Annotated in this window: 21 protein-coding genes and 1 pseudogene; 14 read left to right on the forward strand and 8 right to left on the reverse strand. The window is 69.6% G+C overall.

Annotated features, from left to right (window positions below):
• Positions 1 to 77: 77 nt before the first annotated feature.
• Positions 78 to 1,991: a sulfate adenylyltransferase subunit CysN gene (gene cysN / locus U5A56_RS06240; protein WP_321921439.1), complete on the reverse strand. Its 1,914-nt coding sequence runs from the start codon at positions 1,989 to 1,991 to the stop codon at positions 78 to 80.
• A pseudogene (gene cysD / locus U5A56_RS06245) lies at positions 1,991 to 2,911 on the reverse strand (sulfate adenylyltransferase subunit CysD); the annotation flags it as partial. The gene cysN and the pseudogene cysD, both read right to left, overlap by 1 nt.
• Positions 2,912 to 3,100: 189 nt before the next feature.
• Between cysD and U5A56_RS06250 the strand changes: the two are divergent.
• The 4 genes from U5A56_RS06250 to U5A56_RS06265 are packed head-to-tail and all read left to right on the forward strand — an operon-like array spanning position 3,101 to position 7,236.
• Entirely contained in the window at positions 3,101 to 4,210 is a 1,110-nt protein-coding gene (locus U5A56_RS06250) for a DUF1214 domain-containing protein (RefSeq protein ID WP_321921441.1), read from the forward strand.
• Positions 4,207 to 5,400 (forward strand): sulfotransferase, encoded by a 1,194-nt coding sequence (locus U5A56_RS06255; protein ID WP_321921443.1) that lies wholly within the window; start codon positions 4,207 to 4,209, stop codon positions 5,398 to 5,400. Before U5A56_RS06250 ends, U5A56_RS06255 begins: the two co-directional genes overlap by 4 nt.
• A 40-nt stretch (positions 5,401 to 5,440) precedes the next feature.
• Positions 5,441 to 6,232 (forward strand): SDR family oxidoreductase, encoded by a 792-nt coding sequence (locus U5A56_RS06260; RefSeq protein WP_321921444.1) that lies wholly within the window; start codon positions 5,441 to 5,443, stop codon positions 6,230 to 6,232.
• 17 nt (positions 6,233 to 6,249) lie between these two features.
• The gene (locus tag U5A56_RS06265; RefSeq protein ID WP_044847643.1) at positions 6,250 to 7,236 is read left to right on the forward strand and encodes a hypothetical protein; all 987 of its coding nucleotides are present in this window, start codon (positions 6,250 to 6,252) and stop codon (positions 7,234 to 7,236) included.
• A gap of 69 nt (positions 7,237 to 7,305) precedes the next feature.
• Here U5A56_RS06265 and U5A56_RS06270 read toward each other — a convergent pair whose 3' ends face one another.
• Together U5A56_RS06270 and U5A56_RS06275 are read right to left on the reverse strand one after the other, a co-directional pair.
• Complete coding sequence (locus tag U5A56_RS06270; protein ID WP_321921446.1) at positions 7,306 to 7,758, reverse strand: nuclear transport factor 2 family protein; 453 nt, start codon at positions 7,756 to 7,758, stop codon at positions 7,306 to 7,308.
• 13 nt (positions 7,759 to 7,771) lie between these two features.
• Positions 7,772 to 8,251 (reverse strand): SRPBCC domain-containing protein, encoded by a 480-nt coding sequence (locus tag U5A56_RS06275; protein ID WP_257775708.1) that lies wholly within the window; start codon positions 8,249 to 8,251, stop codon positions 7,772 to 7,774.
• Positions 8,252 to 8,621: 370 nt separating this feature from the next.
• Here U5A56_RS06275 and U5A56_RS06280 point away from each other — a divergent pair, with 370 nt between their 5' ends.
• Entirely contained in the window at positions 8,622 to 10,100 is a 1,479-nt protein-coding gene (locus U5A56_RS06280) for a deoxyribodipyrimidine photo-lyase (RefSeq protein WP_321921449.1), read from the forward strand.
• 40 nt (positions 10,101 to 10,140) lie between these two features.
• On the opposite strand, the gene U5A56_RS06285 is transcribed toward U5A56_RS06280, so the two are convergent.
• The 3 genes from U5A56_RS06285 to U5A56_RS06295 all read right to left on the reverse strand — a co-directional run bounded on the left by U5A56_RS06285 (position 10,141) and on the right by U5A56_RS06295 (position 12,737).
• Positions 10,141 to 10,263, reverse strand: a complete 123-nt coding sequence (locus U5A56_RS06285) for a hypothetical protein (RefSeq protein ID WP_044847646.1) — start codon at positions 10,261 to 10,263, stop codon at positions 10,141 to 10,143.
• The gene (locus U5A56_RS06290) at positions 10,254 to 11,486 is read right to left on the reverse strand and encodes an MFS transporter (protein ID WP_321921451.1); all 1,233 of its coding nucleotides are present in this window, start codon (positions 11,484 to 11,486) and stop codon (positions 10,254 to 10,256) included. The genes U5A56_RS06285 and U5A56_RS06290 overlap by 10 nt, the downstream gene beginning before the upstream one ends.
• Before the next feature lie 309 nt (positions 11,487 to 11,795).
• Positions 11,796 to 12,737 carry a LysR substrate-binding domain-containing protein gene (locus U5A56_RS06295; RefSeq protein WP_321803855.1) on the reverse strand — a complete coding sequence of 314 codons (942 nt, stop codon included), beginning with the start codon at positions 12,735 to 12,737 and terminating at the stop codon, positions 11,796 to 11,798.
• Between the two features lie 118 nt (positions 12,738 to 12,855).
• Here U5A56_RS06295 and U5A56_RS06300 point away from each other — a divergent pair, with 118 nt between their 5' ends.
• Both U5A56_RS06300 and U5A56_RS06305 read left to right on the forward strand, forming a co-directional pair.
• The gene (locus U5A56_RS06300) at positions 12,856 to 13,908 is read left to right on the forward strand and encodes an alpha/beta fold hydrolase (RefSeq protein ID WP_321921453.1); all 1,053 of its coding nucleotides are present in this window, start codon (positions 12,856 to 12,858) and stop codon (positions 13,906 to 13,908) included.
• Positions 13,909 to 14,050: 142 nt separating this feature from the next.
• Positions 14,051 to 14,803 carry a 4'-phosphopantetheinyl transferase family protein gene (locus U5A56_RS06305; RefSeq protein ID WP_321812603.1) on the forward strand — a complete coding sequence of 251 codons (753 nt, stop codon included), beginning with the start codon at positions 14,051 to 14,053 and terminating at the stop codon, positions 14,801 to 14,803.
• Positions 14,804 to 14,824: 21 nt separating this feature from the next.
• Here the strand turns inward: U5A56_RS06305 and U5A56_RS06310 are convergent, their stop codons facing one another.
• Positions 14,825 to 15,745: a glutamate/aspartate ABC transporter substrate-binding protein gene (locus tag U5A56_RS06310; protein WP_321921454.1), complete on the reverse strand. Its 921-nt coding sequence runs from the start codon at positions 15,743 to 15,745 to the stop codon at positions 14,825 to 14,827.
• 225 nt (positions 15,746 to 15,970) lie between these two features.
• Between U5A56_RS06310 and hutH the strand changes: the two genes are divergently transcribed.
• From hutH to hutG, 7 genes are all read left to right on the forward strand, one after another.
• Entirely contained in the window at positions 15,971 to 17,494 is a 1,524-nt protein-coding gene (gene hutH / locus U5A56_RS06315) for a histidine ammonia-lyase (RefSeq protein WP_044847651.1), read from the forward strand.
• A gap of 4 nt (positions 17,495 to 17,498) precedes the next feature.
• Positions 17,499 to 18,194: a histidine utilization repressor gene (gene hutC / locus U5A56_RS06320; protein WP_044847652.1), complete on the forward strand. Its 696-nt coding sequence runs from the start codon at positions 17,499 to 17,501 to the stop codon at positions 18,192 to 18,194.
• 39 nt (positions 18,195 to 18,233) lie between these two features.
• On the forward strand, positions 18,234 to 19,922 hold the full coding sequence (hutU, locus tag U5A56_RS06325; protein WP_044847653.1) for a urocanate hydratase: 1,689 nt from the start codon (positions 18,234 to 18,236) through the stop codon (positions 19,920 to 19,922).
• A 2-nt stretch (positions 19,923 to 19,924) separates the two neighbouring features.
• Positions 19,925 to 20,536, forward strand: a complete 612-nt coding sequence (locus tag U5A56_RS06330; protein WP_321921456.1) for a HutD family protein — start codon at positions 19,925 to 19,927, stop codon at positions 20,534 to 20,536.
• Between the two features lie 4 nt (positions 20,537 to 20,540).
• Entirely contained in the window at positions 20,541 to 21,764 is a 1,224-nt protein-coding gene (gene hutI / locus U5A56_RS06335; RefSeq protein ID WP_321921457.1) for an imidazolonepropionase, read from the forward strand.
• A 151-nt stretch (positions 21,765 to 21,915) separates the two neighbouring features.
• Positions 21,916 to 23,292, forward strand: a complete 1,377-nt coding sequence (locus U5A56_RS06340; protein ID WP_321921459.1) for a formimidoylglutamate deiminase — start codon at positions 21,916 to 21,918, stop codon at positions 23,290 to 23,292.
• A gap of 60 nt (positions 23,293 to 23,352) precedes the next feature.
• Positions 23,353 to 24,150, forward strand: coding sequence for an N-formylglutamate deformylase (hutG, locus tag U5A56_RS06345; protein WP_124489555.1), 798 nt, complete (start codon positions 23,353 to 23,355; stop codon positions 24,148 to 24,150).
• The last annotated feature ends 549 nt before the right edge of the window (positions 24,151 to 24,699 follow it).

A 24,699-nucleotide genomic window follows, 5' to 3' on the forward strand; every position in this document is an offset into this window, starting at 1 on the left:
GCCGCCCGCGTCATCCGAACGGAGTAGACGACGCGGGCCGTGCCGGAGCGACGCAGCGTGCGTCGCGCTGGCGCCGCTTACGCGGTGCGTTCGCGCAGCAGGTACGCGACGATGCGTTCCGCCGCGGCCTCCGGCGACTCGGCCACCGTATCGATGCGCAGTTCCGGCTGCGCCGGCGGCTCGTACGGCGAGTCGATGCCCGTGAAGTGCTTCAGTTCGCCCTTGCGCGCCTTCTTGTACAGCCCCTTCGGATCGCGTTCCTCGGCGACCGCGAGCGGCGTGTCGACGAACACTTCGACGAACTCGTCGGGACGAACCAGCGCGCGCGCCATGTCGCGTTCCGCGCGGAACGGCGAGATGAACGACACGAGCGTGATGAGCCCGGCATCGAGCATCAGCCGCGCGACTTCGGCCACGCGCCGGATGTTCTCCACGCGATCGGCCTCGGTGAAGCCGAGATCGCGGTTCAGGCCGTGCCGCACGTTGTCGCCGTCGAGCAGGTACGTGTGCTTGCCGAGCGCATGCAGGCGCCGCTCGACGAGGTTCGCGATCGTCGACTTGCCCGCGCCCGACAGCCCGGTCAGCCATACGATGCGCGGCGTCTGCGCCTTCTGCACCGCGCGCGCGTCGCGGTCGACGTCGACGGCCTGCCAGTGCACGTTGTGCGCGCGGCGCAGCGCGAAGTGCAGCATCCCGGCGCCGACCGTGTCGTTGGTGAAGCGGTCGATCACGATGAAGCCGCCGGTGTGGCGATTCAGGTCGTACGGATCGAACGCGACGGGCCGGTCGAAGCTCAGGTTGCACACGCCGATCTCGTTCAGCGCGAGCGTGCGCGCGGCGAGATGCTCGCGCGTGTTCACGTCGATCTTGTACTTCGGCGTCGCGCAGGTCGCGCCGACCGTCTGCGTGCCGAGCTTCACGAGATACGGCCGGCCCGGCAGCAGCGGTTCGTCGTGCATCCACACGAGCGTCGCCTCGAACTGGTCGGCGACTTCCGGTGGCGCGTCGGCACGCGCGAGCATGTCGCCGCGGCTCACGTCGATCTCGTCGGCGAGCGTGAGCGTCACCGCTTCGCCGGCGCGCGCGACATCGGCTTCGCCGGCCGGCGTGATCACCGACGCAACGCGGCTCTCCTTGCCGGACGGCAGCACGCGCACGCGTTCGCCGACGCGCACTTCGCCCGATGCGATGCTGCCGGCATAACCGCGGAAGTTCAGGTGCGGACGGTTGACCCATTGCACGGGCAGCCGGAACGGTTCGCCGCGCGTCACGCGCTCGACGAGCGGCAGCGTGTCGAGATGCCGCATCAGCGGCGGGCCCGCGTACCACGGCATCCGCGCGCTCGATGCGATCACGTTGTCGCCGCGCAGCGCGGACATCGGAATGCTGACGATTTCGTCGAGGCCGAGTTCGGCCGCGAACGCGCGGTAGTCGGCGTCGATACGCTCGAACACGGCGCGGTCGTAGTCGACCAGGTCCATCTTGTTGATCGCGAGCACGACGCGCTTGATGCCGATCAGCGCGACGAGATGGCTGTGGCGGCGTGTTTGCGTGAGCACGCCCTTGCGCGCATCGATCAGGATCACCGCGAGATCGGCGGTCGACGCGCCGGTGATCATGTTGCGCGTGTACTGCTCGTGGCCGGGCGTATCGGCGACGATGAACTTGCGTCGCGCGGTCGCGAAGAAGCGGTACGCGACGTCGATCGTGATGCCCTGTTCGCGCTCGGCCGACAGGCCGTCGACGAGCAGCGCGAAATCGAGTTCGCCGCCTTGCGTGCCGACCTTCTTCGAATCGGCTTCGAGTTGGGTCAACTGGTCGTCGAACAGCATGTTCGATTCGTAGAGCAGGCGGCCGATCAGCGTGCTCTTGCCGTCGTCGACGCTGCCGCACGTGATGAAGCGCAGCAGGTCCTTCGTTTGCGCATCGTCGGCGTGGGTGTCGGGCGTCGTGTGCGCAAGTGCTTCGGGGGCGGTGAGTACGTGTGCCATCAGAAATATCCCTCCTGTTTCTTCTTTTCCATCGAACCGGCCGAATCGCTGTCGATCAGCCGTCCCTGGCGCTCGGACGTGCGCGTGTCGCGCATCTCCTGCAGGATGTCGTCGAGCGAGCTCGCGTCGCTGTCGATCGCGCCCGTCAGCGGATAGCAGCCGAGCGTGCGAAAGCGCACCTTGCGCATCTGCGGCACTTCGCCTTCGCGCAGCGGCAGGCGTTCGTCGTCGACCATGATCAGCGCGCCGTCGCGCTCGACCACCGGCCGCTCCTTTGCGTAGTAGAGCGGAACGATCGGAATGTCGTGCAGCCGGATGTATTGCCAGATGTCGAGTTCGGTCCAGTTGGAAATCGGGAATACGCGCAGGCTTTCGCCGCGGCGCTTGCGCGCGTTGTACAGCGACCAGAGTTCGGGACGCTGGCGCTTCGGATCCCAGCGGTGCTGCTCCGAGCGCAGCGACACGATGCGCTCCTTCGCGCGCGATTTCTCCTCGTCGCGGCGCGCGCCGCCGAACGCGGCGTCGAAGCCGTAGTGGTCGAGCGCCTGCTTGAGCCCCTGCGTCTTCCACACGTCGGTGTGCACGGCCGAGCCGTGCGTGAACGGATTGATGTCGTTCGCGACGCCGTCGGGGTTCACGTGCACGCGCAGGTCGAGGCCGAGGCGCGCGGCCGTCTCGTCGCGAAACGCGATCATCTCGCGGAACTTCCACGTCGTATCGACGTGCAGCAGCGGAAAGGGCGGTTTCGCCGGGTAGAACGCCTTCATCGCGAGGTGCAGCATGACCGAGCTGTCCTTGCCGATCGAATAGAGCATCACCGGGTTTTCGCTTTCCGCGACCACCTCGCGCATGATGTGGATGCTTTCGGCCTCCAGTCGCTCCAAGTGGGTCAACATCGTTCGTCTCCTTGTTGCATGCCGGCGCCGCGCGACATGTGCGGCGTTTCGTGCATGACGCCAACGGTATCGAGCGAGGGCGGTGCCGTTCTTCGTCCGGGTGGACTAACACGCGGTGCGGCGGGCAGCGGATCTTTCCTTAGTCCACCCGGACGAAGTGGCGCGCGAGGCGCTCGCTTAAGGTGAGCGCTCGACCATCGGCGGAGACGACACATGACGGACGACACACGCGCCACGCAATTGCTTTCGGGCCAGACCTGGGCCGATTTCTGCGACACCCTGAAACGCAGCGGCGAGCAGATCCTGCGCGCCGAGGCGCCGGACGATCCGCTCACGCGTGCGGAAGGATTCCGCTACCTGAGCCGGCTGATGCGCATCGCGCTCGAAATGCACGTCGAGTTCGCGGACGGCGCGTGGCCCGGCTTCTTCTCGCCGTCGCACGAGACCGCGAAGATCGGCGCCGACAATCCGGACAACCTGTACCAGTACGCGCGCCTCGACGGCCGCTGCGAATATCGCGTGACGGGGCGGCGCGGCACGGTCGCGTACCTGAGCTTCGGCACGCAGAAGGGCGGCTACGAGACGGACGGCAAGATGCTGCAGACCGGGTTTCTCGACGCGAAGCAGCTGGAGATCGCGCCGGACGGCAGCTTCGAGATCGTGCTGAGCGAAACGCCGCGCGGGGGCAACTGGGTGCGCATGGAGCCCGGCACGAACGCGCTGCTCGTGCGCCAGACTTTCCTCGACCGGCGCTCGGAGACGCCCGCGCAATTGCAGATCGAACGCATCGGCGCGCACGACCGGCCTGCGCCGCTCGACCCGCTCGTGCTGCAGGGCGGCCTCACGCGCGCCGCGCAGTTCGTCGAGCAGACGGCGAAGCTGTTCGCCGACTGGGCCGCGAGCTACGGCTCGCACGTGAACGCGCTACCGCCTGCGGACCAGGCGCTGTGCCAGTCGGTCGGCGGCGATCCGAACATCTACTACTACCACTCGTGCTGGTCGCTTGCCGACGACGAGGCGCTCGTGATCGACGTCGACACGGTGCCCGACTGCGATTTCTGGAACGTGCAGCTCAACAACTACTGGATGGAGTCGCTCGACTACCGGCACTTCGACATCTGCGTGAACAAGCACAGCGCGCGGCTGAATGCGGATGGCGGCGTGACGGTGGTGGTCGCCGCGTCGCGGCCGGGCGGTGCGAACTGGCTCGATACGGCCGGGCATCGCACCGGCACGATCTGCTGGCGCTGGGTCGGCGCCGCGCAGCCGGTGCATCCGCGCACGCGCGTCGTCAAGCTCGCCGCGCTGAAGGAGGCCGCATGACCGCGCCGCTCGATCCGATCCGCACGCAGCTCGACGCCGACGCGCTGATCGACGAGGCCGTGTCGCGCACGGGCGGCCTCACCGCGTTCGGCGACGGCCCGTATCGTGAGGCGCTCGACGTGATGTGCGCGTCGCTGATCGACGAAGCGAAGCTGTCGGCGCGCGGCGCGGCGATGATGCGCGAGAAACTCGTCGGCCAGCTCGTGAACCGGCTCGTTATCGAGGATTACTTCGGCCGTCATCCGGAGATCGCCGACATCGAGATCGACGATCCGCTCGTGATCGTCGGGCTGCCGCGCACCGGCACGACGCTGCTGCAGCGGCTGCTCGCGGTCGATCCGCGCTTTTATTCGGCCGCGTGGTGGGAAACGCGCTATCCGGCGCCGCTCGCCGGCGAGACGCTCGACGCGCCGAGCGTGCGCATCGTGCGCGCGCAGGCCGAGGTGGCGACGATGATCGACTGCATTCCGCAGATCCTCGCGATCCATCCGCTCGACGCGATGCTCGCCGACGAGGAGTTCATGCTGATGGAGCATTCGTTCGTGTGCGCGATGGATTCGTACGCGAACGTGCCGGGCTATACGGCGTGGCTCGCGAAGCAGGACCTGACGCCGGTCTACACGTACCTGAAGCGGATGCTGCAGTTCCTGCAGTGGCAGAAGGCGCAACGCGGCGTTGCGCCGGCCGCGCGCTGGCTGCTGAAGACGCCGCAGCATCTGCATGCGCTCGACGTGCTGTGCCGCGTGTTTCCGCGGGCACAGGTCGTGCTCACGCATCGCGACCCGGCGCAGACGATTCCGTCGATGGCGAGCATGGCGCACACGCTGTGGCAGATGTATGCGGACGACCCGGATCCGCGCACGGTCGGCGCGCAGTGGAACGCCGGCATGGCGCGCGCGATCGGCGCGGCGATGACGGCGCGCGACGCGCTGCCGGCCGAGCGCTTTCTCGACGTGCGGTTCGAGGACACGGTGTCGGATCCGCTCGGCGTGGCCGAAGCCGTGTACCGCTTCGCGGAGATGTCGCTGGACGAGCCGCAGCGCGCGGCGATGACGGCCTGGATGGCGCGCAACGGCCGCGACAAGCGCGCCGCGCACGATTACTCGATCGCGCGCTTCGGCTTCACCGATGCGCAACTGGCGCACGACTTCGCCGCGTATCGCGCGCGGCACCTGCGGGCGGCTGGCTGACGGCGCGCCCGCGAGACGAACGACAACCAGGAGACAACCCATGTTGCTGAAGGACAAGATCGTCGTGATTTCAGGGATCGGGCCGGGGCTCGGTGTGAAACTCGCCGTCGAGGCGGCACGCGAGGGCGCGCGCGGCGTGGTCGTCGCGGCACGCACGATGGATAAGCTCGACGATGCGGAAGCACGGATCCGCGCACTCGGCGTCGCGTGCGACGTGCTGAAGGTGCGCACCGACATCGCCGAGCGCGCGCAGTGCCGGCAGCTCGCGACGCAGGCGGTCGAGCGCTTCGGCCGGATCGACGCGCTCGTGAACAGCGCGTTCGCGCACGGCACGTTCCCCGAGGCGGTCGAGGAAGCCGATCTCGACGGCTGGCGCGCGGTGTTCGACACCAACGTGTTCGGCACGATGACGCTCACGCAGGAAATCGTGCCGCACATGAAGCGGCAGAAGCGCGGCGCGATCGTGATGATCAACTCGCAGGCGACCCGCAAGCCGTTTGCAGGGGAAGCGGGCTACGCTGTATCGAAGGGCGCGCTCGCGGTTGCGGCAAAATACCTGGCGCGCGAGCTCGGCGTGCACGGGATCCGCGCGAACAGCATCCACATGGGCTGGATGTGGGGCGTGCCGACGCAGACGTATTTCCGGCAGGCGGCCGCCGAATACGGCACGACGGAGGAAGCGATCATCGCGCCGATCGCGTCGAACATCGCGCTCGCGAAGCTGCCGACCGATGACGACTGCGCGCGCGCGGCGCTGTTCCTCGCGTCGGATTACGCGAACGCGGTGACCGGCGCGACGCTCGACGCGAACGGCGGCGATTTCATGCCCTGAGGACGGAGCAACGGATCATGCAGGAACGACAACAGGAACAGGGGCGCCACTTCTTCGCGTTCAACGGCGATGCGGACGGCCTGTGCGCGCTGCAGCAGCTGCGGCTCGCGGAGGGCGAACGCGGCACGCTCGTGACCGGCGTGAAGCGCGACATCAGGCTGCTCGAGCGCATCGACGCGCGGGCCGGCGACCGCGTGACCGTGCTCGACGTGTCGCACGACCAGAACCGCGACGCATGCGCGCGGCTGCTGCGCGATGGCGCCGCGGTCCGCTACTTCGACCATCACTTCGCGGGCGAGCTGCCCGGCGATCCGCGTTTCGACGCGTATATCGACACGGCCGCCGACGTCTGCACGAGCGCGCTCGTGAACCGCCGTCTCGGCGGCCGGCATGTGCGCTGGGCGATCGTCGCGGCGTTCGGCGACGAACTGCCGGCGCTCGGCGACGCGCTCGCGCGCGAATACGGGATCGACGCAGCCGAACGCGGCACGCTGGCCGAACTCGGCCTCTACCTGAACTACAACGCCTACGGCGAATGCGTCGGCGACCTGCATTTCGATCCGGCCGTGCTGGCCGACGCGATGCTGCCGTGCGTCGATCCGCTCGACTTCGTGCGCGACACGCCGGTGTTCGCCGCGCTGCGCGACGGCTATCGCGACGACATGGCGCTCGCGGGCGCACTCGCGCCGCTGCGCGACGTGCCGGGCGCGACGCTGATCAGGATGCCGGATCATCCGTGGGCGCGGCGCGCGACGGGGATGCTCGCGAATGAGCGGATGCGCAATGCGCCGCATGCGGCGCTCGCGGTGCTGTCGCCGCGCGCGCAGGGCGGGTTCGTGGTCAGCGTGCGCGTGCCGGACGGCCGGGCGCTCGGCGCGGACGAATTCTGCCGCGGCTTCCCGACCGGCGGCGGGCGCAAGCGCGCAGGCGGCATCAACCATCTGCCGGAAACCGAGTTCGACGCGTTCGCCGCGCGCTTCGAAGCGGCGTTCCGTCTCGACTGAACCGAGGGCCTGCGACACGCGCGCCGTGCGGCGATGCCACGGCGCGCGCGTCGTGCGACGTGTCGGTGTTCAGCCGGTCGCGTTCGCAAGCACGGCCGGCACGTTGTGGCCGTAGCAGCGTTCCTCGACGCGCTCGGCGATGCGCCAGCCCTGCGCGGTGCGCACGAACCGGTCGACGTACCACAGCCCGAGAAACATCACCTGCGTGCCGCCGTCCGGCAGCGCGACTTCCATCGGATTGAAACAGATCGTGCGGCCGCGCGCGGTGTCGCCGTCGAGCGTGATCGACAGGTTGCCGACCATGTGCTGGTACTGCGGGAACTGCGGCAGCACGGTGCGCAGCCACGCCTTGACGTCCGGATACGTGCCGGCGATGCCGCCCATCGCGCGATAGTCGATCGTCGCGTCGCGCATGAACACGGCATCCAGCGCGTCGAAGTCGCGTGCATCGATCGCGCTCGAGTACGCGACGATCAGTTCGCGGATGTCGTGATGATCGAAGAGGGTCTGCAGGTCGGGCATCGGTTGCGCTCCGTCACGCGCTTTTGCGCCGGCGGGCCGCATGCAGCGCTTCCGCGCGCTGCTTCACGTCGCGCGCGCACTGGTCGAACCCCTGTTTCACCCAGCCGCCGTGCTCGCGCATGATCGTTTCCGCGTTGAGGCCGAGGAACTGGTCGGTCGTGAAGTAGCGGCAGCGCTCGGCGCCGTCGGCTTCGACGTACTGGTCGCGGCGTGCGGCGTCCTTGTTGGCGTCGGTCGGGCGCTGCTCCCACGACAGCAGGCGCTCGGGCTCGCAAGCGACGAGGATTTCGTTGACGGGAATCACCGTCTCCGTGCCGGGAATGCGCACCTGCATGTGCACGAAGTCGCCGATACGGCCGGTCGTCTCGAGGCCGACGCAGAACGTGTTCCATTCGCCGTAGCGCGGGAAGTCGGTCAACACTTCCCAGACGACGGCAGCGGGGGCGTCGATCGCGACGGTGATCGAGGTGACGAGATTGGCTGGTTTGGTCATGGCGGGTATCGAATGTGAGTGAGGGAGCGGAGGGGGCCGCGGCTGCGCCCGCACGGGCGGGTACGCGCCGCGACAGCCGGAACGGGTCGCGCCGGCGCCGGCGGGCATGGCGAACGCGCCGTGCAATGCATGGGGCTGACCGGCGGCCGGCGCGCGTCGCACATCGCGGCGAACCCGACATCGAGCGTAGGCCGGTGCGTGCGGCGAAGAATCGTCGGAACGGACTAAGGCCTTTCACCGGGCCGGCGATCCGGTGTCGGCGTCGGTACGCGACGCACGCGCGCGGTACGCCGTGCGGTTCGAACGTCGACATCGCGCGAACCTGCCGCGACAATACCGGTCACTCTTCAGTTTCCTGCTCGAGGTGCCCGTGCCAGCGAAGTCGACCATTGCTCCTGCCATCGTGTGGTTCCGCGACGATCTGCGCGTGACCGACCAGCCCGCGCTGACGCGCGCGGTCGCGTCGGGCCGGCCGCTCGTATGCGTGTACGTCGACGACACGGGCGAAGGCGCGGGGCGCGCGCTCGGCGGGGCGGCGCGCTGGTGGCTGCATGGGTCGCTCGCCGGACTCGATGCGGCGCTCGCACGTCATGGCGGACGCCTGCTGCTGTTGCGCGGCGATGCGCCGCGCGAGATCGAACGCGTCGCGCAGGACACGGGCGCGGCAGCGGTGTACTGGAACCGCCGCTATGCGCAGCCGCAGCGCGATGCCGATGCGGCGTTGAAGGCGTCGCTGAAGGCGCGCGGCCTCGAGGTCGAGAGCAGCAACGGCAGCCTGCTGAACGAACCGTGGGACGTGCTGACGGGCGCCGGCACGCCGTTCCAGGTGTTCACCGCGTACTGGCGCGCGGTGCGGCGCGATCGCACGGTGGCGGCGCCGCTGCCGGAGCCCGAGCGGATCGCGTTTCATCCGTGGCCGGCCGGCGTGCGCGAACGCGCGCTGACGCTCGACGCGCTCGGGTTGCGTCCGCACGCGCCGGACTGGGCGGGCGGCCTGCGCGACGCCTGGCCGGCACCCGACGAAGCCGGCGCGCAGGCGCGGCTCGACGCGTTTTCCATCGAGTCGCTGACCGGCTATGCCGATACGCGCGACCGGCCCGACCGGTCGGCGACGAGCCGGCTATCGCCGTGCCTGCGCTTCGGCAACGTGTCGCCGCGACAGGTGTGGCATGCGGTGCAGGGTGCGGCACAGGCGGGCGGTGCGGCCTGCGCGGCCGGCGCCGAGAAGTTCCTGAGCGAACTCGGCTGGCGCGAATTCAGCCATGTGCTGCTGTATTACTTCCCGGCGCTCGCGACCGACAACTTCCGGGCGCAGTTCGACGCGATGCCGTGGCGCGACGATCCTGCCACGCTGCGCGCGTGGCAGCGCGGGCTGACCGGCTACCCGCTCGTCGATGCGGGGATGCGCGAGCTGTGGACGACCGGCTGGATGCACAACCGCGTGCGGATGGTCGTCGCATCGTTTCTCGTCAAGCATCTGCTGATCGACTGGCGGGCCGGCGAGCGCTGGTTCCACGACACGCTCGTCGACGCGGATGCCGCGAACAACCCGGCGAACTGGCAATGGGTGGCCGGCTGCGGCGCCGACGCCGCGCCGTATTTCCGCATCTTCAATCCGGTGACGCAGGGCCGGAAGTTCGACCCGCAAGGGGCGTACGTGCGCCGCTGGGTGCCGGAACTCGCGGGCCTCGACGCGGTGACGATCCACGCGCCGTGGGAGGCATCCCCGATGGAGCTTGCGGCGGCCGGCGTGCGGCTCGACGTCGACTATCCGGCGCCGATCGTCGATCACGACGGCGCGCGCCGTCGCGCGCTCGATGCGCTGGCCTCGTTGCCGAAGCGTCGCTAGGCGTGACCGGCCGTCGCTGCGCGCGGCGCGGTTCGCCGCGTCAGTCGCAGAACGCCGCGTGCTCGAGCAGCGCGAGCGCGACGCCCGAATCGAAGTAGGCCGCGCCGCACCACGCGACGAACGCGAGCGCGCCGGCGGCCAGCGCCGCACGCATCACGCCCATGCGGCTTTGCCCGGCACCGGCCGCGCGACGCGCGCGTCGTCGATCGGCAGGTGCAGCAGCGCGGCCAGCACGCCGAGCGCGATCGAGCCGATCCACAGCGGCAGGTACGAATGCGTCGCGTCGTACACGAGCGCGCCGAGCCAGACGCCGAAGAAACTGCCGAGCTGGTGCCCGAAGAACACGAAGCCGAACAGCGTCGCGATGTAGCGCACGCCGAACACCTGCGAGATCACGCCGTTGGTCAGCGGCACCGTGCCGAGCCACGTGAAGCCCATCACGGCCGCGAACACGTAGACGCTCGCGGGCGACAACGGCGCTGCAACGAACGCGGCCATTGCCAGCGCGCGGACGAGGTACAGCACGGACAGCACGTACTTGCGCCGCAGCAGGCTGCCGAGATGGCCGCATGCGTAGGTGCCGGCCACGTTGGTCAGCGCGATCAGCGCGAGCGCGACGCTCGCGTGGCGCGCCGGCAGGCCGTGATCGAGCAGGTAGGCGGGCAGGTGGGTCGCGATGAACGCGAGCTGGAACCCGCACGCGAAGAATCCCGCGTTCAGCAGCCAGAAGCCGCGATGCGCGAACGCTTCGCGCACCGCCGCGCCGATCGACTGGTCGGGGCCGTCCGCGCGGCTTGCGGCCTGCGCGGGCCGGTCGCGCACCAGCACGGCGAGCGGCGCGAGCAGCGCGGCGACGACGGCGAGCGCGACGAAGGCATGCTGCCAGCCGATGCCGCCGATCAGCACCTGCGCGACCGGCACCATGCAGAACTGGCCGAGCCCGCCGATCGCGCCGGCGACGCCGAGCGCCCAGCCGCGCCGGTCGGGCGGAAACAGGCGGCTCAGCGCGCCGTAGATCGACGCGAAGGCCGACCCCGACAGCGCGACGCCGATCACGAACCCCGCGCCGGCCGTGAACACGCCGGCCGACGCGGCGAACGCCATCGTGACGAGCCCGGCCGCGTACAGCAGCATGCCTGCGACGATCACGCGCACCGACCCGAAGCGGTCGGCGATCATGCCGGTGAACGGTTGCGCGATGCCCCAGATCAGGTTCTGCAGCGCGAGCGCGAGGCCGAACGCTTCGCGCGACCAGCCGTGGTCGAGCGTGACGGGGGCGAGGAACAGTCCCTGCACGTGACGGATGCCGAGCGCGGCGCCCATGATCAGGCCGCCCGCGAGCACCGGCAGCCAGCGGCGCCGGGCGTCTTGTTCGATCGGGGTCATGCGTGTCTCCGGATGGATGCGTGCGGCGCGGCGGCCGCGTTCGATCCGATTAGACGATCCGGCCGCCGGCCGCTCAAGCAATCATTCGGTCGCGTTCGCATGCGTGCGGGGAATGCGATGCGGTTCGGACACGATGTCGGCGACGCGGGCTGTACACGCCGGATGCGTGAAGCCGCTGCGCCGCATGCAGCCGGCGTGACAGGCGGCCGATGCAGCGGGGACGGGGCGTCGGTGCATTGCCCGTGGCGGCGTTCATGTACGTGCGCAAGACCGCGCCGGCGCCGGCTCGATGCAGAATTTCGCTCGCGACTACCGCTGCGCCACGTCGTACGCGCGCATCGCCGCGTCGCATTCGGCCGCTTCCGCGACAATCCAGTCGCGCACGTCGGCGACTTCGCGGCGCGGTGCCGGATCGTGCCGGAACAGCCAGTAGCCGTACGCATCCGACAACGCCTGCGAGTGCGGGCCGAGCACCGCGAGCCGGCCGTCGGCGAGCATCGGCGCGACGAGCGCGAGCCTGCCGAGCGCGACGCCCTGGCCGGCGATCGCGGCGTGGATGACCTGGTCGTACTGGTTGAAGCGCAGCACGCCCTTTGGGCGCGCGTCGCCGAGCCCGGCCGCGTGCAGGTGCGCACGCCACTGCAGCCGGGTTTGCGGCGGCCCGTCGAATTCGAGCAGCACGTGCTCGGCGATCGCCGCCGCGTCGGTGACGGGCCGGGCGGCCAGCGCGGGGTGCGCGACCGGCACGACGATCTCGTCGAACAGGTGCAGCGCGCCGGCCGGCGCGCGCTCGCGCGGGCAGTAGCGGATTCCGAGGTCGATGCCTTCCGCGCGCAAATCGAGTACCTTGTCGTTCGCGGCCACGCGCAAGTCGATGTCGGGCAGGCGCGCCTGCAGGCGCCCGAGTCTGGGCAGCAGCCACAGCGCGGTGACGCCGATGCTCGCGGTGATCGTGACGGGTTGCCGCTCGCGTGCGGCGGCGAGCGACGCGACGGTGTCCTGCAGGCTGAGCAGCGCCGCATCGGCGGCGCGGAACAGCCGCTCGCCTTCCGGCGTGAACGCGATCTTGCGATAGCCGCGCTGCAGCAGCGCGACGCCGAGATGCGCCTCGAGCGCGTGCACCTGGCGGCTGACCGCCGACTGCGTGACGCACAGGTCCTGCGCGGCGAGCGTGATGCTCATGCGGCGGCCGACGGCGACGAAGCCGCGCACGAGGTCCAGCGACGGGAGACGGACGAGCGGCGTTGACATGCGTAGGGCTCATGCGAACGGAGCAGCAAGATTGGTTGAGAACGTCCGGCGCGTCAAGTTCAATGGAGGCTGGCCGATCGGGCGGGCGCCGGGCAGGCGGCGCCGCACAGGAGACACGATGACGATTTCGAACGAAGCAGGCGGGGCCGCGTGCGCGGCGGATCAGGCAGCGGGGCGCCCGGCGGGCGCGTTGCCGCCGGAGCCCGTGACGCTGATCGCGGCCGACGGTTATGCGCTGCGCGGTTACGTGTGGCGCCACCGCGGCGGCACCGTGCGGCCGGTGACGGTCGTCAATTGCGCGACGTCGGTGCGCTGCGACTACTACTTCCGTTTCGCGGCCTGGCTGTTCGCGCAGGGGCGCGACGTGCTCGTGTACGACTATCGCGGGATCGGCGGCTCGCGCCCCGCGCGGCTCGCGAAGCTGCGCGCGAACTGGCTCGACTGGGGGCGGCTCGATTGCGAGGCCGCGCTGCAATACGCGCGCGATGCATTTCCGGGCCAGCCGCTCGACGTCGTCGCGCACAGCATCGGCGGCTGCGTGCTCGGGCTCGCGGCGTCGAACGCGTACGTGCGTCACGTGGTGACGGTGGGCGCGCAGTATGCGTACTGGCGCGACTATCGGCCGGAAGAGCGGCGGCGCATGTGGTGGAAATGGCACGTCGCGATGCCGGCGCTCGCGGCCGTATTCGGCTACGTGCCCGCGAAGCGGCTCGGCTGGATGGAAGACACGCCGCGCGGCGTCGCGCTGTCGTGGGTGCGCGCGCAACCGCGCTTCGAGGACGCCTTCACGCACGGCCTGCTCGCCGAACCCGCGGCGAGCCGCGCCGCGCTGCCGGCCCGCTTCGCGCGGCTGCCGGCGTCGATGCTCGCGATCGGCCTCGACGACGACGGGTTCGGCACGGTCGACGCGATCGAACGGCTGGTCGGCTACTACACGGGCAGCGACGTCACGCACCTGCGGATCGCGCCGCGCGACATCGGCGTCGACGCGATCGGCCACTTCGCGTTCTTCCACAGCCGCTTCACCGACACGCTGTGGCCCGTTGCGCTGGACTGGCTGCAACACGGCGCGCTGCCGGCCGATGCGCCGGGCCGCGTCCACGCGCGCCATCCGGCGCAGCGTGCGCGGCTGGCGGGAAGCGGCGTGCCGGGTGCCGTCGCGCACGGGTGAACGCGCGCGCAGCCCGGCCATCGCGTCGATGAGACGGTTGCACCGGCTGCCGCTGCCGACGATCTCGGTCGCGATGCGTCGGTCTCCGTCCCGTACGATCGATTAACATCGAACGTTTCGTTCGCCTGGCTGCCGCGTGCCGATGTCCATTCCACCCGATTCCGAGATTGCCGACGACCTGTCCCGCGCGTGGCGCGTGCACCTGCTCGATGTGCCGCCGGCCGCGTCGCGTGCCGGCGTGCAGGTCGCGCGCGTCGATTTCGACTGGCGCGTGCCGCTCGCATCGCCGGCCTACGCGGCGCTGAGCGACGCGGAGCGGGCGCGTGCCGGGCGCTATCTGCGGCACGAGGATGCGGTGCGCAGTGCCGCGACGCGCGCCGCGCTGCGCGACGTGCTCGGTGCGGCGCTCGGCGTCGCGCCGAAGGACGTCGCGATCGTCGTCGACGCATCGGGACGGCCGTCGCTGGATCCCGCGCATCGCGCGTCGCTCGATTTCAACGTGTCGCACGCGGGCGATCACGCGCTCATCGCGTGGGCGGCGACGGGGCGCGTCGGCGTCGATATCGAAAGCTGCAACCGCACGACCGACTGGCGTGCGCTGACGCGCGAAGTGTGCGCGGCCGCCGAGGCTGCGTATCTCGACGGCCTGCCGCTCGCCGCCCGCGCGGACGCGTTCATGCGCGTGTGGGCCGCGAAGGAGGCGCTGCTGAAGGCGCTCGGCACCGGCATCGTCGGCGGGCTGCGCGCGTTCGCGGTCGTGCCGCCGCGCGATGCGGCGACGCCCGCGACGACGATCGTCGAGCCGGCCGCGCCCGCCGCCGGCGTGGCCGCGTTCGACGCGGGCTGGCTCGACGCGGCGCCCGGTTACGCGGCGTGCGTCGCGTGGGCGCGCTGACCGCGTTTCAGCGCGCGACGCTCATTCGAGCGGTACGTCGTTCGGCGCCGCGTAGCGCGCCTTGATCACGTCGCTCATCGGGAACTCGAACGCGAGCCCCTTCGGCGGCACCGGCTTCATGAACCACTTGTCGTACAGCGCGTTGATCTCACCGCTCTTCATCAGCTGCACGAGCACGCCGTCGACGAGCGCCTTGAACTGCGGATCGTCCTTGCGCAGCATGAACCCGTACGCTTCCGACGATTGCGGCGTGCCGACGATCGCCCAGTCGGCCGGCTTCGCCGCGAGCTGGCGCACGCCGGCGAGCAGCACGTCGTCCATCATGTACGCGGCCGCGCGACCCGATTCGAGCGTGAGGCGTCCCTCGCCGTAGTCCTTCGCGCTGATGATCTGCATGTTCATCTTCTTTTCCTCGTTCATCTTGCGCAGCAGGCGTTCGGACGTCGTGCCCTGGTTCGTCACGACCGTCTTGCCGGCGAGATCGGGGAAGTCGCGGATGCCCGAGCTCGTGCGCGTGAGCAGGCGCGTCGTCGCGACGAAGAAGGTGGTCGAGAACGCGACCTGCGCGTGACGCGCGGCGAGGTTGGTGGTCACCCCGCATTCGAGATCGACGGTGCCGTTCTGCACGAGCGGGATGCGGTTCTGCGACGTGACCGGGATGAAGCGCGCCTGCAGGTCGGGCTTGCCGGTGCGCGCCTTCACGGCGGCGATCACGCGGTCGCACAGGTCCTGCGAGAAGCCGATCACCTTGCCGCTCGCGTCGACATAGGAGAACGGCACCGACGTCTCGCGATGGCCGATCGAGATCAGGCCGCTTTGCCGCACCTTCTCGAGCGTGCCCGACAGCGGTTCCGCGGCGAGCGATGCGCCGCACGCGAGCGCGCACGCGGCGACGAGCAGGCCGCGGCCGAGGAGGGTGGTCAACCGGGGCGGGATGGTCATGGCGGATCTCCGTGGGCGGATCGTAGGGATGCGTCGATTCGTATGTTGCCAAAGACAAAATAATTGCAACATATGTTAATTGCGAGGCCTGTCTGGCCGCTCCGGCGCGCCGCGCCGGACATCAGGGAAACTCCCGAGTCGGAATTATGAAAAACAGGTTGTCTAGACAAGTCGCGGTGGCTACACTGCAATCCATCCCGAACTTGTCTAGACAGGATTGCTCACATGATTACGTTGACCCCCGGCCACCTGACCCTTCCGCAACTGCGCAAGATCGCTCGCGAATCCGTGCAGCTCAAGCTCGACCCGGCGAGCTTCGCGAAGATCGACGCGGGCGCGAAGGCCGTCGCCGACATCGCGGCGAAGGGCGAGCCCGCATACGGCATCAACACGGGTTTCGGCCGCCTGGCCAGCACGCACATCCCGCACGACCAGCTCGAGCTGCTGCAGAAGAACCTGGTGCTGTCGCATGCGGTCGGCGTGGGCGAGCCGATGGCGCGCTCGTCGGTGCGTCTCCTGATGGCACTGAAGCTGTCGAGTCTCGGCCGCGGCCACTCGGGCATCCGTCGCGAAGTGATGGACGCGCTGATCACGCTGTTCAACGCCGACGTGCTGCCGCTGATCCCGGTGAAGGGCTCGGTCGGCGCATCGGGCGACCTGGCACCCCTCGCGCACATGTCGGCCGTGCTGCTGGGCGTCGGTGAAGTGTTCATCCGCGGCGAGCGCGCCAGCGCGCTGGACGGTCTGCGCGTCGCGGGCCTCGCGCCGCTGACGCTGCAGGCGAAGGAAGGCCTGGCGCTGCTGAACGGCACGCAGGCGTCGACCGCGCTGGCGCTCGACAACATGTTCGCGATCGAAGACCTGTACCGCACCGCGCTGGTTGCGGGCGCGCTGTCGGTCGACGCGGCAGCCGGCTCGGTGAAGCCGTTCGACGCCCGCATTCACGAACTGCGCGGCCATCAAGGCCAGATCGACGCGGCCGCGTCGTACCGCGACCTGCTCGAAGGCTCGCCGATCAACCAGTCGCACCGCGACTGCGACAAGGTGCAGGATCCGTACAGCCTGCGCTGCCAGCCGCAGGTGATGGGCGCGTGCCTGGACCAGATGCGCCATGCAGCCGACGTGCTGCTGGTCGAAGCGAACGCCGTGTCGGACAACCCGCTGATCTTCCCGGATACCGGCGAAGTGCTGTCGGGCGGCAACTTCCACGCTGAACCCGTCGCATTCGCGGCCGACAACCTCGCGCTGGCCGCAGCGGAAATCGGCGCGCTGGCCGAGCGCCGCATCGCGCTGCTGATCGACGCGACGCTGTCGGGCCTGCCCCCGTTCCTCGTGAAGGACGGCGGCGTGAACTCGGGCTTCATGATCGCCCACGTGACGGCGGCCGCGCTGGCATCGGAAAACAAGACGCTCGCGCACCCGGCGTCGGTCGACTCGCTGCCGACCTCGGCGAACCAGGAAGACCACGTGTCGATGGCGACGTTCGCCGCGCGCAAGCTCGCCGACATCGCGGACAACACGAAGCACATCCTCGCGATCGAACTGCTGGCCGCCGCCCAGGGCGTCGACCTGCGCGCGCCGTACCACACGAGCCCGAAGCTCGCGCCGGTGATGGAAACGATCCGCGGCAAGGTTGCGCACTACGAGCTCGACCACTACTTCGCACCGGACATCGCGGTGATCGCGAAGCTCGTCGGCGAGCGCGCGTTCGCGAAGGTCGCGCCGTTCTCGTTCGCATCGGAACAGTAAGCCCATGAGCGCGCCGGTCTACCAGGAGATCAAGGATTTCATCCTGGGCCGCATTCACGCCGGCGAGTGGGCGGAGGGCGACCAGGTGCCCTCCGAGAACGAACTGGCCCGCGAGTTCAAGGTCGCGCGCATGACCGTCAACCGCGCGTTGCGCGAGTTGACGGCCGAGCAGGTGCTGACGCGCATGAAGGGCGCCGGCACCTACGTCGCGCGGCCGAAGTACGAGTCGACGCTCGTCGCGATCCGCAGCATCTCGGAAGAGGTCGACGCGCGCGGGCATGCGTACCGCGCCAGCGTGCTCGGCCTCGAGACGATCCGCGCCGACGAGGCGCTCGCCGACGAGATGCAGATGGCCGTGCGCGCGAAGCTGTTTTATTCGCAGGTGTTGCACTTCGAGAATGACGAACCCGTCCAGCTCGAGGAACGGTGGGTGAATCCGGCGGTCGCGCCGGATTATGCCGAGCAGGATTTTACGAACACGACGCCGAACCTGTACCTGATGCGCGCGGCCCCGCTGCAGCGCGTCGAGTACCGGATCGAAGCGGCGGCTCCGGCGCCCGAGCGGCGCGAGCAGCTGCGGATGGACGACGTCGAGCCGTGTCTGGTTTTACATCGGCGCACCTGGTCGCAGGGCGTCGTCGCCTCGGTGGCGAATCTGTGGCACCCCGGCAGCCGTTATCGCTTCACCGGGCATTTCTGATTCCTATTTGATAGTCATTTTCCTTCGGGAGCAGTCGTCATGAACCATCCGAAACACATCGATCCCCGTCTCGATCCGACCCGCACGATCCGCGCGCCGCGCGGCAGCGAGAAGGTCTGCAAGACCTGGCTGGCCGAAGCGGCCTACCGGATGATCCAGAACAACCTGGATCCGGAAGTCGCCGAGCATCCGCACGCGCTCGTCGTGTACGGCGGCATCGGCCGCGCGGCGCGCAACTGGGAATGCTACGACCAGATCCTCGCGTCGCTGAAGGATCTCGAAGAGAACGAGACGCTGCTGATCCAGTCGGGCAAGCCGGTCGGTGTGTTCCGCACGCACAAGGATGCGCCGCGCGTGCTGCTCGCGAATTCGAACCTGGTGCCGCACTGGGCGACCTGGGATCACTTCCACGAGCTCGACCGCAAGGGCCTGATGATGTACGGCCAGATGACGGCCGGCAGCTGGATCTACATCGGCAGCCAGGGCATCGTGCAGGGCACCTATGAAACCTTCTTCTCGGTCGCGAACCAGCACTTCAACGGCGATCCGTCGGGCCGATGGATCCTGACGGGCGGCCTCGGCGGCATGGGCGGCGCGCAGCCGCTCGCCGCGACGATGGCCGGCTTCTCGATGATCGCGGTCGAATGCGACGAGACGCGCATCGACTTCCGCCTGAAGACGCGCTACGTCGACAAGAAGGCGACGACGCTCGACGAAGCGCTCGGCATGATCGACGAAGCGAAGCGCACCGGCAAGCCGGTGTCGGTCGGCCTGCTCGGCAACGCGGCCGACGTGTTCGCGGAACTCGTGACGCGCGGTATCACGCCGGACTGCGTGACCGACCAGACGAGCGCGCACGACCCGATCAACGGCTACCTGCCGCAAGGCTGGACCGTCGCGCAATGGCGCGAAGCGCAGAAGGTCGATCCGCAGAGCATCGTGAAGGTCGCGAAGCAGTCGATGGCCGTGCAGGTGCGCGCGATGCTGACGCTGCAGGAGCGCGGCGCCGCCACGCTCGACTACGGCAACAACATCCGCCAGATGGCGCTGGAAATGGGCGTCGAGAACGCATTCGACTTCCCGGGCTTCGTGCCGGCCTATATCCGCCCGCTGTTCTGCGAAGGCAAGGGCCCGTTCCGCTGGGTCGCGCTGTCCGGCGATCCGGAAGACATCTACAAGACCGACCAGAAGGTGAAGGAGCTGATCCCCGACGATCCGCACCTGCACAACTGGCTCGACATGGCGCGTGAGCGCATCGCGTTCCAGGGCCTGCCGGCGCGGATCTGCTGGGTCGGCGTGAAGGATCGCTATCGCCTCGGCCAGGCGTTCAACGAGATGGTGAAGAACGGCGAACTGAAGGCCCCGATCGTGATCGGCCGCGACCACCTCGACACCGGTTCGGTCGCGAGCCCGAACCGCGAGACGGAATCGATGAAGGACGGTTCGGACGCCGTGAGCGACTGGCCGCTGCTGAACGCCCTGCTGAACACCGCAGGCGGCGCATCGTGGGTGTCGCTGCATCATGGCGGCGGCGTCGGCATGGGCTTCTCGCAGCACTCGGGCGTCGTGATCGTCGCCGACGGTACCGCCGAAGCGCACGAGCGTCTCGGCCGCGTGCTGCTGAACGATCCGGCGACGGGCGTGATGCGCCATGCGGATGCCGGCTACGAACTCGCGCAGCAGACGGCCCGCGAAGCCGGCCTGAAGCTGCCGATGCTCGGCCGCTGAGCATGACGGCGCTCGACCAGGCGCCGGTGAACGCGACGATGATCCGCGCGGCGGATCTCGTCGCGTCGCCGTGGAAGAACGGCGGCGGCGTGACGCGCGAGATCGGTGCGTTTCCTCCTGGCGCCGCGCTCGATGCGTTCGCATGGCGCGTGAGCGTCGCGGACGTCGGCGCGGCCGGGCCGTTCTCGCGTTTCGAAGGCATCGACCGCACGCTCGTGCTGCTGTCCGGCGCGGGCATGACGCTCGCGGAAGAAGGGGGCGCGCGCCACGTACTCGACGCGCCGCTCGCGCGTGCGGACTTCGCCGGCGAGACGGCGATCGACGCGACGCTGCACGACGGCGCGACGCGCGACTTCAACCTGATGACGCGCCGTTCGGCTGCGCGCGGGACGGTCGACGTGTGGCCCGAAGGCACGCACCGCGCCGAGCGCGCCGATACCGTGCTGCTGTTCTGCGCGACGGGCGCGGTCGGCGTCGAGATCGACGGCGCGCACTACGCACTGCAGGAAATGGACACGCTGCGGCTCGACGGGCCGCAGCGTGCGTTTGACGTCGTCGTGAGCGGAGGCGGCGCGCTGCTCGCCGTGTCGCTCGCCGTCGGCGAACGAGACTGAACGCATGAAACCGACTGTCTGGCATCACCTGAGGCTGTGTCCGCACGGCCATCCCGACGAAACGATCGACGACGCGGCGATCGCCGTCGACGAAACCGGCACGATCGTGTGGCTCGGCGCGTTGTCCGCGCTGCCGCACGGTTATGCGCACTGGCAGCGGGAAGACCTGCACGGCGCGTGGGTGACGCCGGGCCTCGTCGACTGCCATACGCACCTCGTGTACGGCGGCACGCGGGCCGACGAGTTCGCGCAGCGCCTCGCCGGCGTCAGCTACGAGGAGATCGCGCGGCAGGGCGGCGGGATCGTGTCGACGGTGCGCGCGACGCGCGCAGCCGACGAGACGACGCTGTTCGTGCAGGCCGCCGCGCGCCTGCAGCCGCTGCTCGCCGACGGCGTGACGGCGATCGAGATCAAGTCGGGCTACGGGCTCGACCTCGCGAGCGAGCGCAAGATGCTGCGCGTCGCGCGCCAGCTCGGCGAGCGCTTCCCGGTCACGGTCTACACCACGTTCCTCGGCGCGCACGCGCTGCCGCCGGAATATGCGGGCCGTGCGGATGAATACATCGACGAAGTGTGCGGCCGGATGCTGCCGGCGCTCGCCGACGAAGGCCTCATCGACGCGGTCGACGTGTTCTGCGAGCGCATCGGCTTTTCGCTCGCGCAGACCGAGCGCGTGTTCGAGGCCGCGACGCGGCGCGGGCTGCCGGTGAAGCTGCACGCGGAGCAGTTGTCGAACGCGGGCGGCACCGCGCTTGCCGCGCGTTATCGCGCGCTGTCGGCCGACCACCTCGAATTTCTCGACGAAGCCGGCATCGAGGCGATGAAGGCGGCCGGCACGGTCGCCGTGCTGCTGCCCGGCGCATATTACTTCATTCGCGAAACGCAATTGCCGCCGATCGAGCTGCTGCGCAAGCATGGCGTGCCGATCGCGCTCGCGACCGATCACAACCCCGGCACCTCGCCGCTCGAATCGCTGCTGCTGACGCTGAACATGGGCTGCACGCTGTTCCGCATGACGGTGCCCGAGGTGCTGCAGGGCGTGACGCGCCATGCGGCCGCGGCGCTCGGTCGCGCCGATCGTCACGGTGCGCTCGAGATCGGCCGCCAGGCCGATTTCGCGGCCTGGTCGGTCGGCTCGCTGTCGGAGCTTGCGTACTGGATCGGCCGGCCGCTGTGCGAGCAGGTCGTGCGCGGCGGCGCGACGGTGTTTCGCCGGATGAACGGCTAGTTTTAGCGGAGGGCCGGAGGCGGCGCTGAAGCGCCGGTCCGGTCGATCGCCACGGAGCGGAAGCGGGCGCCGACGCGCCGCCTCCTGCCAACCGGGGCTTGGGACCGGACCGACGCTTCAGTGCGCCGAATCCGGCCAACAAGGACTCACGATGACCGACTCTATGTTGTTCGCGGACCATGCCCGGCTGCCCGATGGCTGGCGCCGCAACGTGCTGCTGCGCTGGGACGCGGCCGGCACGCTGACCGACGTGACGCCCGACACCGACGCGCCGGCCGGCGTCGCGCGCGCGGCCGGGCCCGTGCTGCCCGGCATGCCGAACCTGCATTCGCACGCGTTCCAGCGCGCGATGGCGGGGCTCACCGAATATCGCGCGAATCCCGCCGACAGCTTCTGGAGCTGGCGCGACCTGATGTACCGCTTCGCGCTGAAGATCACGCCCGACGCGCTCGCGGCGATCGCGCGCTGGCTGTACGTCGAGATGCTGAAGTGCGGCTACACGTCGGTGTGCGAATTCCACTACGTGCATCACGCGCAGGATGGCTCGCGCTATCCGCAGATCGCGGAACTCGGTGCGCGCGTGGTCGATGCCGCGCGCTCGGCCGGCATCGGCATCACGATGCTGCCCGTGTCGTACCAGTTCGCCGGCTTCGGCAACAAGCCGCCGCGCGACGACCAGCGCCGCTTCATCAATACGCCGGACGGCCTGCTCGAGCTGCTCGACGCGATGCGCCGCGTCGCGCCCGAGCACGGCGGCCTGCGCTACGGCGTCGCCCCGCACTCGCTGCGCGCGGTGTCCGAGAACGGCTTGCGCGTGCTGCTGGAAGGCTTGCCCGACGACGCGCCGGTGCATATCCATATCGCCGAACAGACGGCCGAAGTCGACGACTGCGTGCGCGCGTACGGCGCGCGTCCCGTGCAATGGCTGCTCGATCGTTTCGACGTCGATGCGCGCTGGTGCCTCGTGCACGCGACGCACGTCGATGCGGCCGAAACGGCCGCGCTCGCGAAGCGTCGCGCGGTGGCCGGCCTGTGCCTGACCACCGAGGCGAACCTCGGCGACGGCGTGTTCCCGGCGCTCGACTATCTCGCGCAGGGCGGCGTGATCGGCGTCGGCTCGGACAGCCATGCGTCGGTCGACTGGCGCTCGGAACTGCGCCTGCTCGAATACGGGCAGCGGCTCGTGCATCGCGCGCGCAACGTGCTCGCGAGCGACACGCAGGCGCATGTCGCCGACCGGCTGTTCGACGCGTCGCTCGCGGGCGGCGCGCAGGCGAGCGGGCGGCGCATCGGCGCGCTGCGTGAAGGCTGCCGCGCCGACTGGCTCGTGCTCGATCCCGATCATCCGGCGGTCGCGGAGCACGACAGCGCGTCCTGGCTGTCGGGCACGGTGTTCGCCGAGCACGGCGACACGCCGGTGCTCGACGTCTATACCGGCGGCGAGCGCGTCGTGAGCGGCCGCCGCCATCGCGACGAAGCCGCAGCTTATGCCGACTACCGCGCCGCGCTGGCGCAACTGCTGCGCTGAATGCGCGGCATCCGGCGCACGCCGCGCGCGTGCGCCGGCCGACTTTTACGGTGATGCGACATGACTGAACAACCGGCTGTATTCACGCTGAAGCAGGGCACGCTGCCGCTGCTGATCTCGATTCCGCACGCAGGCACCCATATCCCCGACGACATCGCCGCGACGATGACGCCCGACGCGCGCTTCGTCGACGATTGCGACTGGCACCTCGAGCGCCTGTACGGCTTCGCGGCGACGCTCGGCGCGTCGATCCTCGTGCCGTCGCACGCGCGTTACGTCGTCGACCTGAACCGTCCGCCCGACAACGAGAACCTGTATCCGGGGCAGGACACGACGGGGCTCGTGCCGGTCGATACGTTCGACAAGGCGCCGCTGTATCCGGCGGGCGCGCTGCCCGGCAACGACGAGATCATGCGCCGTCGCGACCGCTACTGGCGCCCGTATCACGACGCGCTGCAAGGCGAGATCGCGCGCCTGAAGCGCGAGCACGGCCGCGTGCTCGTGTGGGAAGCGCATTCGATCCGCTCGCACGTGCCGCGCTTCTTCGAGGGCCGCCTGCCGGACTTCAACTTCGGCACGTCGAGCGGCGCGAGCGCCGCACCGGGCCTTGCCGAGGCGCTGGCCGCATGCGTGAGCGCGCACGGCGGTTATACGGCCGTCGCGAACGGGCGTTTCAAGGGCGGCTACATCACGCGCCACTACGGCGTGCCCGCGACCGGCGTCGAAGCCGTGCAGCTGGAGCTGTCGCAGATCACCTACATGGAAGAGACGCGTCCGTATGCGTACGACGAAGCGCGCGCCGCGCGGATTGTGCCGCTGCTGCAGACGCTCGTCGAAACCGCGCTCGCGCATCGCTGATCCGTCGGCGCGCGCTGCGTGCGGCGGCGCGGTGCGATGTCGCGCCACGGCCGGCCGGCTGGCAAGGCGCACATTGGTGCATCGCACAAAACGGCATCGACCCGAGCGGTCGATGCCGTTTTTTTCGTCTGATCGATGTCGGGATCGGTACCTGAAAATTTGACGCAATTTTTAGGTGATATAAGCTGAATGTCAGGAAGTCGTCACGCGCGCCCCGGCCGCGACGGCGTCGATCAGCGTCGCACCGCGCCGGAATCCGTTGCCAGACACCTTGCCGACGTGTCGTCGCGCGGCATTGCCGCCCCCGCTTCATCGCGACACGTGTCCTGCCTTCATCAGTCAGTCGAGTACGATCGTGAAAGCCGCCAGCCCTTCGATACGCCGGACCCGAAGTCCGTCGGCGGGCGCGCCGCCTCAGGCCGGGCCGATCCGGCATGCTGAGCGCGGCACGCGCGCCGCCCCCATACGCGAGCCCCGCTTCTTCGCTGTGCCCCATCGCGGCCTGCGCCGCTTCAATGTCGTCACCGCACGCGTGTTCAGCGCGGTGCA

It is taken from the genome of Burkholderia sp. BCC1998 (assembly GCF_905339875.1).
GTDB lineage: Bacteria > Pseudomonadota > Gammaproteobacteria > Burkholderiales > Burkholderiaceae > Burkholderia.